Annotated in this window: 12 protein-coding genes; 8 read left to right on the forward strand and 4 right to left on the reverse strand. The window is 70.0% G+C overall.

Going from position 1 to position 14,023, the window contains the following annotated elements; all coding sequences use genetic code 11:
- Positions 1 to 12 precede the first annotated feature (12 nt).
- Together ABZU32_RS15855 and ABZU32_RS15860 are read right to left on the reverse strand one after the other, a co-directional pair.
- Complete coding sequence (locus ABZU32_RS15855; RefSeq protein ID WP_354922515.1) at positions 13 to 1,176, reverse strand: TIR-like protein FxsC; 1,164 nt, start codon at positions 1,174 to 1,176, stop codon at positions 13 to 15.
- On the reverse strand, positions 1,154 to 3,559 hold the full coding sequence (locus tag ABZU32_RS15860; RefSeq protein WP_354922517.1) for an FxsB family cyclophane-forming radical SAM/SPASM peptide maturase: 2,406 nt from the start codon (positions 3,557 to 3,559) through the stop codon (positions 1,154 to 1,156). Before ABZU32_RS15860 ends, ABZU32_RS15855 begins: the two co-directional genes overlap by 23 nt.
- A 703-nt stretch (positions 3,560 to 4,262) precedes the next feature.
- On the opposite strand from ABZU32_RS15860, the gene ABZU32_RS15865 reads away from it, so the two are divergent.
- The 4 genes from ABZU32_RS15865 (at position 4,263) to ABZU32_RS15880 (ending at position 7,582) form a co-directional block, all read left to right on the forward strand.
- Positions 4,263 to 5,198 carry a DUF4231 domain-containing protein gene (locus ABZU32_RS15865; RefSeq protein ID WP_354922520.1) on the forward strand — a complete coding sequence of 312 codons (936 nt, stop codon included), beginning with the start codon at positions 4,263 to 4,265 and terminating at the stop codon, positions 5,196 to 5,198.
- Between the two features lie 109 nt (positions 5,199 to 5,307).
- Positions 5,308 to 5,814, forward strand: a complete 507-nt coding sequence (locus tag ABZU32_RS15870; protein ID WP_354922523.1) for a hypothetical protein — start codon at positions 5,308 to 5,310, stop codon at positions 5,812 to 5,814.
- Between the two features lie 233 nt (positions 5,815 to 6,047).
- Positions 6,048 to 6,407 carry a VOC family protein gene (locus tag ABZU32_RS15875; RefSeq protein WP_354922526.1) on the forward strand — a complete coding sequence of 120 codons (360 nt, stop codon included), beginning with the start codon at positions 6,048 to 6,050 and terminating at the stop codon, positions 6,405 to 6,407.
- 290 nt (positions 6,408 to 6,697) lie between these two features.
- Positions 6,698 to 7,582 carry a DMT family transporter gene (locus tag ABZU32_RS15880; protein ID WP_354922528.1) on the forward strand — a complete coding sequence of 295 codons (885 nt, stop codon included), beginning with the start codon at positions 6,698 to 6,700 and terminating at the stop codon, positions 7,580 to 7,582.
- Positions 7,583 to 7,626: 44 nt separating this feature from the next.
- Here ABZU32_RS15880 and ABZU32_RS15885 read toward each other — a convergent pair whose 3' ends face one another.
- Positions 7,627 to 8,781 carry an FAD-dependent oxidoreductase gene (locus ABZU32_RS15885; protein ID WP_354922531.1) on the reverse strand — a complete coding sequence of 385 codons (1,155 nt, stop codon included), beginning with the start codon at positions 8,779 to 8,781 and terminating at the stop codon, positions 7,627 to 7,629.
- Between the two features lie 55 nt (positions 8,782 to 8,836).
- Between ABZU32_RS15885 and ABZU32_RS15890 the strand changes: the two genes are divergently transcribed.
- Positions 8,837 to 9,418: a TetR/AcrR family transcriptional regulator gene (locus ABZU32_RS15890; RefSeq protein ID WP_354922534.1), complete on the forward strand. Its 582-nt coding sequence runs from the start codon at positions 8,837 to 8,839 to the stop codon at positions 9,416 to 9,418.
- 140 nt (positions 9,419 to 9,558) lie between these two features.
- On the opposite strand, the gene ABZU32_RS15895 is transcribed toward ABZU32_RS15890, so the two are convergent.
- Positions 9,559 to 10,152, reverse strand: a complete 594-nt coding sequence (locus ABZU32_RS15895; protein WP_354922537.1) for a GNAT family protein — start codon at positions 10,150 to 10,152, stop codon at positions 9,559 to 9,561.
- Between the two features lie 229 nt (positions 10,153 to 10,381).
- Between ABZU32_RS15895 and ABZU32_RS15900 the strand changes: the two genes are divergently transcribed.
- The 3 genes from ABZU32_RS15900 to ABZU32_RS15910 all read left to right on the forward strand — a co-directional run bounded on the left by ABZU32_RS15900 (position 10,382) and on the right by ABZU32_RS15910 (position 13,992).
- Complete coding sequence (locus tag ABZU32_RS15900) at positions 10,382 to 11,374, forward strand: phosphotransferase family protein (RefSeq protein WP_354922540.1); 993 nt, start codon at positions 10,382 to 10,384, stop codon at positions 11,372 to 11,374.
- A gap of 53 nt (positions 11,375 to 11,427) precedes the next feature.
- Complete coding sequence (locus ABZU32_RS15905) at positions 11,428 to 12,645, forward strand: acyl-CoA dehydrogenase family protein (protein ID WP_354848327.1); 1,218 nt, start codon at positions 11,428 to 11,430, stop codon at positions 12,643 to 12,645.
- Positions 12,646 to 12,813: 168 nt separating this feature from the next.
- Positions 12,814 to 13,992, forward strand: coding sequence for an acyl-CoA dehydrogenase family protein (locus tag ABZU32_RS15910; protein ID WP_354848330.1), 1,179 nt, complete (start codon positions 12,814 to 12,816; stop codon positions 13,990 to 13,992).
- The last annotated feature ends 31 nt before the right edge of the window (positions 13,993 to 14,023 follow it).

A 14,023-nucleotide genomic window follows, 5' to 3' on the forward strand; every position in this document is an offset into this window, starting at 1 on the left:
TTCTCGTACCATTCAGGCTGGCATGGGGTGTCTCACGGTTCGGTCCCTCACGAAGAACCACGATGGGCCCTGGAGTTTCGGGCGTTCGGTGGAGGACACGCCCTGAGACCGGGGAAGGGGTGGTGCATCTTCACCTGAGAGAGTCGAGCGTACGAGGTGCGGCCGCGCTGTGGCCTCGACACCATGACTCTGCGAAACTCTGAGGGCGGTCCACGGCCTCTCTCGATCGCTGCGGATCGGTAGTCTGATGACGTTCTCGGAGAACACGGCCGCTGCGAGGGACGGCGCCACCGGGGTGAGCGGCTTGTCCGCCTCGAACGGCATGGTGGAGCTTTCTACGCTGCTTGTTGTGGCAGGCGCCTCGGCGTGGCGACGCGTAGGTGTGGCGTAGGGAGGATGTTCGACATCAGACGGTCGAGGCCGGCGCGGCATCTCTGGGAGGCGCTGCCGACGTTGCCGGTCTGACGGGAGTCTGCCGGCCATCCACGCGACCTCGGCCTCATCCGGCAGGTCAAGTGTGCCTGGAGCGGTGAGTGCCGGCCTGAAGGCGTTATCGAAGCACCTGTGGTCGAGTGGTGCTGAGACGCGCAGGGGTGAGCTCTCTCCTGCCCGGACAATACGATTCGCCAAGGTGTAGACGGCGGTCTCGTAATCCTCTTTGAATCGATTGAGCGTCGACAGGCCGTAGAAACCGTGCTCGCGGTACTGCGGGCCGAAGTCGGGGTCGATGAACTGGATATCGCGGGCCACTGCAGGAATAGTGTTCTCGGGTACGGGTACCCAGATGGCGGGTATGATCACCTCCATCTTGCCCGCGCTATTAGGCTGTGCCTGCTCGATTCGGTGCTGGAAGGTACTCCACTGTCTGCCGCACGCGTCGGTGTTGAAATAGTGGGCGGAGTACAAGGGGACGAACACTTTGCAGGCGGCGAGGTTGGTGGCGACATGCTCCGGTCGCCGGGCGCCCGCGCGAAGACGGCGGTCCATGAAGCCGGGTGTTCCTCCATGTCCCATGCCGCTGAGCACGATGACGCATCTGCACAGGTCGGTGAACAGCCTGAATATCCCTTCATCGGGATCGTAGGAATCATCACTGTCGCACGAGGGGGTCGGAGCATGGCTCAGATAGAAGTAGGGCCGGGAATCATCGCTGTCACGTGACGTTATCAATGCCACCTCCGGCCGGTGATACTTCTTGAGTGTAGGACTGCGGGGCGGGGCGGGCAATGAGGGCGCGACCGGGCTGCCTTTGAGCTGTTTCAGGTGACGCCTGAAATGCGACGGGTTCGGACAGCCAGGGCTGTATCGTCTGGCGCATGATGTCGATGAATCGTTCGCCGGTCGCGGTCAACGCACCTGAAGCGGCGAGGGTCTCGATCGCCTCGGTCGTCAAGGAGCGCCAGCGTGTGAACCGCACGGCCGCGCGCCGACCGGCGTCGCCCTGATCGACCATACGACGGACCCGCCAGAAGTCTGTGACGGCCAGATGGGCGTAGGTGCCCTGGAGCAGCCCTTCGAGCGGGCGCGGGTCAGGGCGCCAAGGCGCGTAGTACAGAGCGGTGTTCTCCGGGTCGTACAGGTTGTGTATGTCGAGAATGGCGCCCATCTTGACATGCTGAAACTCGTGGATCAGTAGCAGCGCGAGCGAGGTGGCATCATCGGGCAGCGCCGCGGCCACGGCGCCGAAGGCGTCACGGGCGGTCGAGCTGATCTCGGAGCCGTCGGGACGCGGCGCGAGCGGCATGACGACGCCGAGACCGGCGCTCAGCCCCGGTGCGTACGCCGCGTGGTCGCGCCGGATGAGCGCCCATGCCGCGGCGAACATGGCCTGCCAGCGGGCGAACGACACCTCGCTCAGTCGGTCGGCGGCGGGCCACTGGTGGCAGTCGCGGTAGAGGTCGACGTCATCCAAGGCCACGGTCCAACTGCTGGCCTTCAGACGGCGCACCGGTGACCAGGCGGGCTGGTCGTTTGGAGCATCTAGGTCGATCGACCAGCGGCGGTCCCCGGCCTGAACGGTGAATCGTCGCTCGCCGGTCTCCACCGTGGCCTCGGCCACTTTCCCGGCGTCGAGGCGGCCGAGGGAAGGCAGGCAGAGAGCGCCATCTCGGACGGGTATTCGCAGGACGGCCGGGACGCCGGCGCGGATGGCGGCGGCGGTCGCGATCGAGCGCAGGTGGCCGCCGTCGGCATCACCCTTGAGGCGGCGGACGGCCCACACGCGCACGTACGGGTGTGCCAGCACGGCGTCGAGGGCCGGGCGCGCCTCCCGATCGAGGAGCGTCAGCAGGCGCCAGGCGTCCGTGTCGGCCGACGCGCCGCCTACGCTGGCGATGAGGGTACGGCGAAGGCTCTGTTGGCCCTCGTCGAGTCGTGCGATCGCCTCCGTCCCGCCGTACCCAGAGGCCAACTCGGCGAAATCGGCCCGGGAGAGGGTGTGTTTGGTCTGGGCGATCTCCCGCACCCTGTGCTGAATGTGCATGATGAGCCGCAGTAAGCCGGCGCAGTAGACGCTGGGGTTGAGGAATCCAGAGCCGGTACGGTAGCGGTGCGCGTAGAGGCCACCGCCGCACGAGGAGACGACGGAGCATGCCTGACACTGGTCACTCAAGCCAACCATGCCGATCTGGCGGCTCGTAATGCCGGGGTGGGCGGCGACGACGTCCAGCGAGTGATGCTCGACGTCGAAGCCGGTGGTCGGCGCGCCGTCGTAGGCGGTCTTGAGCGAGTCGGCCTGCTCGTAGGACCCGTCGGTTTCGATCACCACCAGGTCGCTGGGCTCGAGCCCGAGCGACTCGGTGAGACTGCTTCTGTTACGCAGGGTGCGCAGAGCCGACTCGAAGAGGCGTACGCTCATCGGCCTGCCGTCGGTGAGCCATTGGTCGAAGATCTGCGCGAGCCAGTCGCCGTACGCGACCGGATCACCTGCGGGAGGCCGGTCCCAGGTAGCGTGCGGGAGCAGAAAGTCCACCCGAGGCGGATCGAGTTCGGCCAGCGCCTCGTAGACCGTGACGGGATCGTTGGTGATATCGACCGTGCACAGAAGTCCGGAGTACAGATCGGGGCAGCGGTCTTTGAGCAGGGTGACCGCGCGGATCACCTTGTCGTAGCTGCTGCGACCGTCGGCGTACCTGCGGTGGCGGTCGTTGGCGACGCGGTCACCATCAAGCGAGATGCCGATTTCGATGCGGTGAGTGGCGAACAGTTCGCAGAATGCCGCGTCCAACAGGACACCATTAGTGTGGATCTTGAGTGAGAGTTCGCACACGCCGTTAAGCGCGCGGTTCAGTTCGTCTGCGTAGCGGCCGATTCGGTCGGGCCCGGCCAGCAATGGCTCACCACCGTGCAGGATCACATCGACGCGAGGCAGCCCGTGCTGTCGCGCGTGTTCCGCGATCCTGTGGGCGGCCGATGCCATCAAGCGATCGGACAAGAATGTGGGATGTCTCCGCCAGCTTTGATCGGCGTGCTCGTAGATATAGCAGTGATCACACGCGAGGTCGCATCGACCGGAGACCTTGAGCACGAATTGCCGGAACGGCAGGACGGAGACAATCACAGGTGCTCAGACGGAAGAAGCGAACGCAGCGACACTCACCTCGGACGACGCCGACGGAAGGCGCTCGCTATCGACGATGCCTGCCCTGACAAGAGTGCCCAGTGTGCCGAGAGGGAGATCACGCACATCGGCGAGGTCCTGCATGGTCGTAGATCGAGGATCTGCCGCTTTGCCTCTGCTCATGTTGACCACCTACCGGCTTGTCATGGGACTGAGCAATCATCGCTGACTCTGAGAGATCGCGTCGTAACGCTACGTGCCATGTGCTTTCCCGTGCACCCGTGGAAGCAGTATGCAGGTTACGCCTTCGACTGGCGACAATCGCAGGAACTCGCTTTGGGAATTACATCACTCCCGAGGGGTGTCGGAGGAGTCCGGTCGAGGATTCCGTGCCGATTGCGTGTCCCCGAGTTCACATCTCAACGTCTCACGTGGGTGGGCCGATCGCACGTATCGGCCAGATGTCCGTAATGTACGCTTTGGGGTGCTGGGACCCGCCGTTCGTATCTGCGGTCGGCGGCGCGGCGATGGGGATAAGGGGTATGCCCTAATTAGGATATGTGTTGGCGAACAGCGGGTTGATCGATGACCCGTGGTCGATATAGCCGCGGTCGCGCCGTGATCGTCGATAGACAGAATTGTGTGGCGGCTTCGATACGACCACCTCTTGACATGTGGAGGAGTGGCGGGTTCCAGTGAAAGCGTGGTGGCCAGTAACCCGGAGACGGGGTTTCCGGCGCTTTATCGCGCCGCCGATCGAGGTGCCATCGTGGGACAGCGCAGGCTGCTGACCGCGACGGGAGTACGTCTCACATCGTTGGTGGTCGCGGCGGTGTTCGGATCGTTCTCGCTGACGGCCGGGCGGGTCGACGCCGCGGCGCTCGTCGCTGCCGGGGCTCTCGCCACGGCGCTGGTCACCGAGGTGTACCTGCTGACCGCCCGACCCGACCGGCAGTGGTACGAGGCTAGGGCGGCCGCCGAGTCGGCCAAGACGCTCGCCTGGCGTTACCTCGTCGGTGGAGCGCCGTTCGGGCGGGACGGCGATGAGAGGAGCGGCGGCGATAGCGGTGGCTCCGGCGGTAGTCGCTCAGGCGATGGCGAGGTCCATGTGGACCTGCTTCTGCACCAGCGCTTCTCCGAGCTCACGAGAGGTATCCACGGGTTCGCCCCCGTGCCGCCGATGGAGGAGGAGTCCCAGGTCACAACGATGATGCGCGAGATCAGGGCCCTGTCGCTGGAGGAGCGCAAACAGCACTACATGACGGGCCGGATCAACGAGCAGCGCACGTGGTACGGCGCCAAGGCCCGCTACCACGACCGCCGCGCGTCGCAGTGGTCGGTCGCGCTGGCGGCGCTGGAGGCCGTTGGCCTGATCGCCGCCATTCTCAACGCCGACCAGGTGATCGACATGGATCTGCCGGGCATCGTCGGCGCCATCGCCGCTGCCGGCATCGCCTGGCTCCAGACCCGCCAGCACCAGCAGCTCGCCACGTCGTATTCCATAGCCGCCCTGGAACTGAGCGATATCGTGTCGCGGGTGGAGTGGCCTCGGACGGAGACTGAATGGGCCCATTTCGTGGACGAGTCCGAGGAGGCCATCGCCCGTGAACACATGCTGTGGTGGGGCTCGCGGAGCTGAGGAGGATCGTTCGCGGGCGGCCCAACCCGCGGCCGCGGCCGTGCTGGACCAGGGCGGCCTCCACCGTCCCACCCCCCGTCCGCCGGTCAACGGCCGCAGCAGCCCCGCCATGAACCCGTCCGGCGGTGGGGGAGACACGCAGCGGCGCATCGCGATCTCCGGGCATCGGGGGTTGCCGGCGTCCACCGTCACGCTCGTCGAAAAGGCCATTCGCGGCATCCTCGCCCGGCACGCGCCCGAGATCAGAGGGGTGTCCTGCCTGGCGGACGGGGCCGACCAGATCTTCGCGAGGGCGGTCGTGGACCTCGGCGGGACGCTGGAGGCGGTCGTCTGCTCGCAGCGCTATCGCGAGGACCTGCCCCCGGACTCTCTGGACGAGTACGACACGCTCATGGGAGCCGCCGAGAAGGTGCACCGACTGGGGTACGTCGAGTCCACCGGCGAGTCGCACATGGAGGGCAGCAAGCTCATGCTCGACCTGGCCGAGGAACTGTACGCCGTCTGGGACGGCAAGCCGGCCCGCGGCTACGGCGGCACGGCCGATGTGGTCGCCGAGGCGCGCCGGCGTGGCATCGAGGTCCATGTCATCTGGCCCGACGGCGCCCGCCGGGAGTAGCCCATCGTGGGCCGGTGCCGGTGCCGGTGCCGGTGCCGGTGCCTGTGCGGGTGCGGGTGCGGGTGCCTGTGCGGGTGCTGGTGCCGGGGCGCAAGACCGAAGCCGGGGGAGTGGGCCGGTGGCCCGAGGCCATGGGACGGCGGCCCGAGGCCGTGGGACGGGAGCGTCGCGGTGCCGGAACTCGCAATCTGTACCTGACGCTGGATGACAGGTATGCCGTCCACGATGGACCCATGACCACGAAAGCGACTCTCATCGCCACGACCATCGACTGCGCCGAGCCGAAGAAGCTCGCCGAGTTCTATGCCGCGATCACCGGCTTCGAGGTGCAGTACGCCGAGGACGAGTACGCCGGCATCGGGGACGGGACGACGAGCATCTACTTCGGCCGGGTCCCCGAGCGGGAGCCGGCCGCCTGGCCCGGGCCGGGCAAGCAGTTCCACCTGGACTTCCGCGTCCCGGACGTCGGCAAGGCCGTCCAGGAGTACCTCGAACTCGGCGCCACCAAGCCGGACTTCCAGCCCGGTGACGGCTGGGTCGTCCTGGCAGACCCGGAGGGGCACCTGTTCTGCGTCTGCCCCGAGCGCTCCTGAGGCCGCGGCTCGCCGGCCCGTCGCGGGTTCACGGGCGGCGGGCCGGTCGCCCGCTCGTCGGCGGTGATCCGATTACCGGGGCCTTCTTTGGGCAGCGGTAGTCGCCATGTCCGAGAAGCACCATCGGAGCGCCGGGGACGGTGCGGGCGGCGGCCGGGCCACCCCTGTTCATGGGGCAATGGGGCGATCGACAACCGCGTTCCAGGCATTTGTCCTTAAGCTGGCGGGGTGCTCCCTCTGATGACCCCACATGTGCTTCCCGCTGCCCGAGTCCTGCCCGGGGCCGCGTCATGATCTGGCTCGGCGTGTCGATCGCGCTGGTCGGCGCGCTGGGGTACGCGGGAGGCGCGGCCCTGCAGCAGTACGAGGCCGTCCACGGGGGGGCCAACCTCAAGCTCGTCCGCAGGCCCCGCTGGCTGATCGGCGGGGTCATCGGCCTGCTCGGCGCCGGCCTGCACGCCGTGGCGCTGAGCTTCGCCCCGCTCGTGCTGATCCAGCCGGTCAGCGTGGCGACGCTGGTGTTCGCCGTTCCCCTTGCGGCGGTGCTGCACGGCAGACGTCCGCACAAGGCGGAGATCCTCGGCTCGATCGCGGTGGCCGCCGGGCTGCTGGGGCTCATGCTGCTGATCCCGCAGAGCAACACCCGCCCGGTGCTTTCCACCCCGGCGGCGCTGGCCTTCCTGGCGGTGGTGGGCGTGGTGGTCGCGGTGTGCAACTTCGCGGCGCGGCGCGCCAAGGGCGCGTCGAAGGCGCTGCTGCTGTCGGTCGGCGCGGGGTCGGTGACCGCCTCGGTCTCCACGTTCGTCCGCGTCGTGGGCGGGGGGCTGGGCGGCGACCTGTCGCGCCTGGTCCACTGGTTCACGGTCGCGATCCCCGTGCTCCTCGTCTGCGCCATCGTGCTGCTGCAGAGGTCGTACGCGGTGGGGTACTTCGGCATCGCCTACGCCGGGGTGCAGGTGGTGGACCCGATCACCTCGGTGATCGCGGGGGCGGTGCTGCTCGGCGAGCCGCTGCCGACCGGCGTCGGCGACGTCATTCCGGCCGTTCTCTCGGCCGCGGTGCTGATCGCGGGAACGATCACGCTGAGCCGTCTCACGCCCGAGGCCACCCAGGCCGTCACCCCTCCGCACGCCGAACTACCCGTCCCCATCTCCACCCGCGCAGGCGTCCGCTAGAAACTCCATCCCGCCGATGTGCGCCGGCGCTCGGGCTGAGCGGGTCAGGCGGGTGGGCGCCAGGTGAAGACGTCCTGGAACTGGCGCAGGGTGAGGTCGTCGCCGAGGCGTCCGGTCAGGGCCATGGCGGCGTTCCTGGCGCGGACGGCCAGGGGGTTGGACCACCGGGTCACGCGGCAGATGGTGCGCGACCTGCGCATGATGGTGCTGGTGCGGCGCAGCCGGGCCGCGGTGTAGGCGGGGAGGTCGCCCGCGAGGTGGGCCAGGACGACCGCGTCCTCGATCGCCTGGCAGGCGCCCTGGCCGAGGTTCGGGGTCATCGCGTGGGCCGCGTCCCCGAGCAGCGCCACCCTGCCGGAGTGGAAGGCGGGCAGGGGAGCGACCAGGCAGCGGATGTCGTGCCGCAGAATCGTCTCCTCGGGAGCCGCCTCGATCAGCCGGGGAATCGGGTCGTGCCAGTCGCCGAACAGCCTCAGCAGCTCGGCCTTGCGCGTCCCGGCGTCCCCGCCGCCCTTGTCGTGGTGGTTCGCGCTCGTGCCGCTCGGCGGGACGGGGGCGGTGGCGTAGGAGTACACCCGGCCGCCGGCGAGCGGCGTGATGCCGAACACCTGGCCGCGCCCCCACGACTCGCTGCCGCGGAACTCGCCCTCCGGCCGGTCGGCCAGGAGCCGCCAGCTCGTCACACCGGCGTGCACAGCACCGGGGTGCCGGGGGAACAGCGAGCGGCGGACGGCGGAGTCGATGCCGTCGGCCGCCACCACCAGATCGGCCCGCAGGTCGCCGGCGCTGGTGGAGACCCTTCCGTCCTCAGGGCCGACGCCGTGGACGTCGGTGCCCAGGCGCAGCGCGCCGGACGGCAGCCGGCGCGCGAGCAGGTCGACCAGCGTGGCGCGGAGCAGGATCACCGTCGGCTCGCCGAACCGCGCCAGCGCGGCCTCGGCGCTGGTGCGCAGCAACCACCGGCCGTCGGGGGTGCGGATGCCCGCCTCGCCCTGGAACGCCGCCAGCGCGCGCACCTCGTCGCCCACGCCGATCGTGTCCAGGGCCCTGAGCGCGTTGGGCGCGATGGCGAGGCCCGAGCCGACCGGTTCGATCGACGGCGCTCGTTCGCACACCGTGACCGACCAGCCCTTGCGGGCGAGCGCCACGGCGGCGCTCAGGCCGCCGATCCCGCCGCCGATCACTACCGCATGGGACATTTCCCCTCCTTCAACTACACCTGTAGTTACGTTACTACATGTGTAGTCTGGGCCCATGCGCAGGGAGGAACTGATCGCGGAGGCGGCCATAACGCTGCTGGTGGAGCGGGGGATGCGCGGCCTGACGCACCGCGCCGTGGACGAGGCCGCGGGTCTGCCGCTCGGCTCGACGTCCAACCTCGCGCGCACCCGCGCCGCGCTCCTCGCGCTCACCCTCGCCCGGCTGACCGAACTGGAGGAGGGGTACTTCACCGCCGTCCCTCCGGCGACCGACGGGCCTTCGGGCTCCAGTGTGATGGGCTCGCCGGAGGAGCTCGCCGACCTGATGGCGGGCCTGCTCCACCGTCAGCTCACCGAGGGGCGGCGTACGTCGCTCGCCCGCTACGAACTCGCCCTGGAGGCCATCCGCCGTCCTGAACTGCGCCAGGTGTACGACGCGGCGGGGCGCCGTTTCCGCGAGGTGGCCACGGCCGTGCTCGCCGCGGCCGGCTCCCGCGACCCCGTACGGCACGGCGGCCAGCTTGTCGCCTTCGCGGAAGGAGTGCTGTTCGACGCGATCGCGGGCGCCGGAGCCGTCCCCACGCCCGAGGATCTGCGCGCGGGGATGCGGGAGCTGCTCCGCGGCATGCTCGCCTGAGCCCCGGCACAACGTCGGCCCACGGACCCGTACGCATGAGCCCCGGCACGGCGTCGGCCCCGCGGGCGCTCCCGCCTCTGTCGATCTTCGCGTGCCGTCGTTCCCCATGTGGGGCGGCGAGCTGCGGCCCGGGCGGGTCCTCAGGGGCGGTCGAGGGCTTGTTCGAGGCGTTCCCGGTGGGCGGGCCATTCGTCGTCGAGGATGCTGAAATGGACCGTGTCGCGCCAGGTGCCGTCGGGGCGCCGCCGATGCCGGCGCAGCGTGCCCTCGTACACGCCGCCGATGCGCTCGATGGCCCGCTGTGAACGGATGTTGAGGACGTCGGTCTTGAGCAGGACGCGGTTGTGGCCGAGCTTGTCGAAGGCGTGGCCGAGCAGCAGCAACTTGCACTCGGTGTTGACGGCCGTGCGCCAATAGGCTCTTCCGTACCAGGTCCAGCCGATCTCCAGGCTGTCGTCGAATCCCGGCACGTCGCCCAGGGTGGTCGAGCCGATCGGCTCGCCGGTCCGGCGCAGGATGACGGCGAACGGCACGATGCCCGGGTTCTCGATCAAGGACTGCGCGACCCTCAGCATGTCCTGCTCGGTGCGGGGCGTCGCCACCGGCAGCCAGCGCCAGACGTCGTCGTCGCCTCCGCCAGCGGCGTGCAGGCCGGCGATGTGCTCGGGGCCGAGCGGCTCCAGGCGGACGAAACGGCCGGTCAAGGTGGTGGGATCGGGCATTCTCGCGGTCATGCTGTGAAGTGTGGCCGCCGGAGTGGTCTGGCCGACAGGGCCACCGGGGGCGGATTCCCGGAGACCACTTGGCGGCGGGGCGTCTGACTCTAGGCTGAAGGCCGGGACCGGCGGGGCGCGGGCCGTCCGCACGCAGGACGAGGGTCGCGCGCGGCGAGGTCCGGCGAGCGGTCGACAGGCATACCGTCCGGTCGGTACGCTCCAGGCACTGGGACGAGTGGGGAGCGCGATGTCCGCACAGATCGACACCGGCCCGCCGGGTCTGGATCTCGGCCGCCTGCGAGACCATCTCGGCCGGCACGGGCTCGCCGAGGGCGGCCTGGCCGCCGAGGTCATCCACGGAGGCCGGTCGAACCTCACCTATCTCGTGCGCGACGGCGGGCGCCGGTTCGTCGTCCGCCGCCCGCCGCTCGGGCACGTCCTGGCCACGGCGCACGACATGGGCCGGGAGTACCGCGTGATGACCGCGCTCCGCGACACCGGGGTCCCCGTGCCGCGCACGTACCACCTGTGCGAGGACCCCGAGGTGATCGGGGCGCCCTTCTACGTCATGGAGTACGTCGAGGGGGGCCAGCCCCCGGCGACTCCGGCTATCGAGGCCGAGCTGACCGACATCCTGGCCCGGCTGCACGCCCTCGACCCGGCCGCCGTCGGGCTCGCCGACTTCGGCCGCCCCGAGGGCTTCCTGGAGCGCCAGGTCAAGCGGTGGAAGCGGCAGCTCGACGCCTCCCGCAGCCGCGAGATCCCTGGCATCGACGACCTGTACGACCGCCTGGCGGGCGCTGTGCCGCTCACTCAGCGCCACGCGATCGTCCACGGCGACTTCAAGCTGGGCAACACGCTGATCGCCGGCGGCCGGGTGCGGGCCGTGCTCGACTGGGAGATGTCCACCCTCGGCGACCCGCTCACCGACCTGGCCCTGTTCCTGCTGTACGGCGACTTCGCCGCGCTCGACACCGGCGGCCGGCCGGAGGCGGGCACGGCCCTGGTCTCCGCCGCGCCCGCGCTGGCGGAGCGGTACGCGGCCGGCGCGGGCCTGGACGTCACCGGGCTCGGCTGGTACCTGGCCCTGGCCTGCTTCAAGCTCGCGGTGATCGCCGAGGGCATCCACTTCCGCTACACCCAAGGGCTGACCGTCGGAGAGGGCTTCGGCGAGATCGGCGGGCACGTCGCGCCGCTCGCGGCCCACGGGCTGCGCGCGCTCGCGTCCCTGGAAGGCTGAGGTCACGTGCCGCAGATGGACTTCCCGTACGCGCTCACGCCACTGGAGGGCTGATGGACTTCGCCTACGACGACACCACCGAGGACCTGCGCGAACGGCTGCTGGCGTTCATGGACGAATGCGTGTACCCGGCGGAGGAGGCCTTCGAGTGGCAGGCGGCGGAGAGCGGCTGGACCGCTCCGCCCATGCTGGAGGACCTCAAGGACGAGGCGCGCAAGCGGGGCCTGTGGAACCTCTTCCTGCCGGGGGCGCACGGCGCCGGGCTGACCAACCTGCAGTACGCCCCGCTCGCCGAGATCATGGGACGCAGCCCGCGCATCGCCCCGGCGGCCACGAACTGCGCCGCGCCCGACACCGGCAACATGGAGGTCCTCTCCATGTTCGGCAGCGAATGGCAGCGTAAGACCTGGCTCGAGCCGCTGCTCAACGGCGAGATCAGGTCGGCGTTCGCGATGACCGAGCCCGAGGTCGCCTCCTCCGACGCCACCAACATCGCCACCTCCATCGCACGCGACGGTGACGAGTACGTCATCAACGGCCGCAAGTGGTTCGCGTCCGGGGCCATGAACCCGGGCTGCGCCATCTTCATCGTGATGGGCAAGACCTCCGAGGAGGGGCCCGAGCACCGGCGGCAGAGCATGGTGCTCGTGCCCCGCGACACCCCGGGCATCACCGTCAAGCGCGGCATGCACGTCTTCGGCTACACCGACGGCGACCACGGCGGCCACGCCGAGGTGCTGTTCGAGGACGTCCGCGTGCCGGTGGACCACCTGATCGGCGAGGAGGGCGGCGGGTTCGCCATCGCCCAGGCGCGGCTCGGGCCGGGCCGCATCCACCACTGCATGCGCCTGATCGGCATGGCCGAGCGGGCGATCGAGCTGATGTGCCGCCGCGCTCTGTCGCGGGTCGCCTTCGGCAAGCAGGTCGCCCAGCAGGGCGTCGTCCAGGACTGGATCGCCGAGTCGCGGGTCAAGGTGGAGCAACTGCGGCTGCTGGTCCTGAAGACCGCCTGGCTGATGGACACGGTGGGCAACCGGGGCGCGCACACCGAGATCCAGGCCATCAAGATCGCCACACCCCGCGAGGTGGAGTGGATCCTGGACAAGGCCATCCAGGTGCACGGCGCGGGCGGCGTCAGCCAGGACTTCCCGCTGGCCGGCCTGTGGGCGGCGGCCCGCACGCTGCGGCTCGCCGACGGTCCCGACGAGGTGCACAAGCGCTCCCTGGCCCGCCGCGAGCTCAAGAAGCACACCCCGCCCGCCTCTCAGTGACCCGCTGAGTGACCGGCTCACCGACCCGCTGGGCGCCCGGCCGGCTCAGTGACCTGCTGGGCCACCGCCCCACCGCCCCACCGCCCCACCGCCCCACCGACCCACCCACCGACCGACCGACCGGCCGAGCCGACGACGGCTCGGCGACCGACGAAGGGACCTGTCTCAGTGACCGTGGACGAGGCGGCGATCAAGGAACGGGTGCGCGCGTTCCTGTCGCAGAACGACCCGGCCGCGACCGCACCGCCGGACTTCCTGCGGGCGCGGTTCGACGCCGGGCTGGCCTGGGTGCACTTCCCCGAGGGCCTCGGCGGCCTCGGGGCGCGCCGCGAGCTGCAGGCCGTGGTGGAGGCCGAGCTGGCGGGCACCCCGCAGATCGACGTCGGCAAGATGGCCATCGGGCTCGGCATGGCGGCGCCCACGATCCTCGCCTTCGGCACCGAGGAGCAGAAGAAGCGCTTCCTTCGGCCCCTGTGGACCGGCGAGGAGATCTGGTGCCAGCTCTTCAGCGAGCCCGGCGCCGGCTCCGACCTGGCGACCCTGGCCACCCGGGCCGTCCGTGAGGGCGACGAGTGGGTGGTGGACGGGCAGAAGGTCTGGACCTCCGGCGCCCACCACGCCCGCTGGGCCATCATGGTCGCGCGCACCGACCCGGACGTGCCCAAGCACCGGGGCATGACCTACTTCGTGTGCGACATGCACGCCCCCGGCGTCGACGTGCGGCCGCTGCGGCAGATCACCGGCGAGGCCGAGTTCAACGAGGTCTTCCTCACCGGCGTCCGGCTGCCGGACGACCTGCGCCTCGGCGAGGTCGGGGACGGCTGGCGGGTGGCCCAGACGACCCTCATGAACGAGCGCGTCGCCATCGGCGGCTCGCCCGCGCGGCGCGGCGGAGGCGTGGTCGGAGTCGTCGCCGACACCTGGCGGGAGCGTCCTGAGCTGCGCACCCACGACCTGCACCAGCGCCTGCTGCACCTGTGGGTCGAGGCCGAGGTCACCCGGCTGGCCGGGGTGCGGCTGCGTGAACAGCTCGCCGTAGGGACGCCCGGGCCGGAGGGGTCGGGCATGAAGCTCGCCTTCGCCCGCCTCAACCAGGCGCTGTCGGGCCTTGAGGTGGAGATGCTGCGCGAGGAGGGCCTGCTGTACGACGACTGGAGTTTCCGGCGCTCGGAGACGGTGGACTTCTTCGGCCGCGGGCCCGGCTACCGCTACCTGCGCGCCAAGGGCAACTCCATCGAGGGCGGCACCTCCGAGATCCTGCGCAACATCATCGCCGAGCGCGTCCTCGGCCTGCCCTCCGAGCCCCGCGCCGACAAGAACGTGCCCTGGAAGGACCTGCCGCGATGACCGCACGCCCGGCGAACCAGAGGTGGAGAGC

It is taken from the genome of Sphaerisporangium sp. NPDC005288 (assembly GCF_040607475.1).
GTDB classification, from domain to species: domain Bacteria; phylum Actinomycetota; class Actinomycetes; order Streptosporangiales; family Streptosporangiaceae; genus Sphaerisporangium; species Sphaerisporangium rhizosphaerae.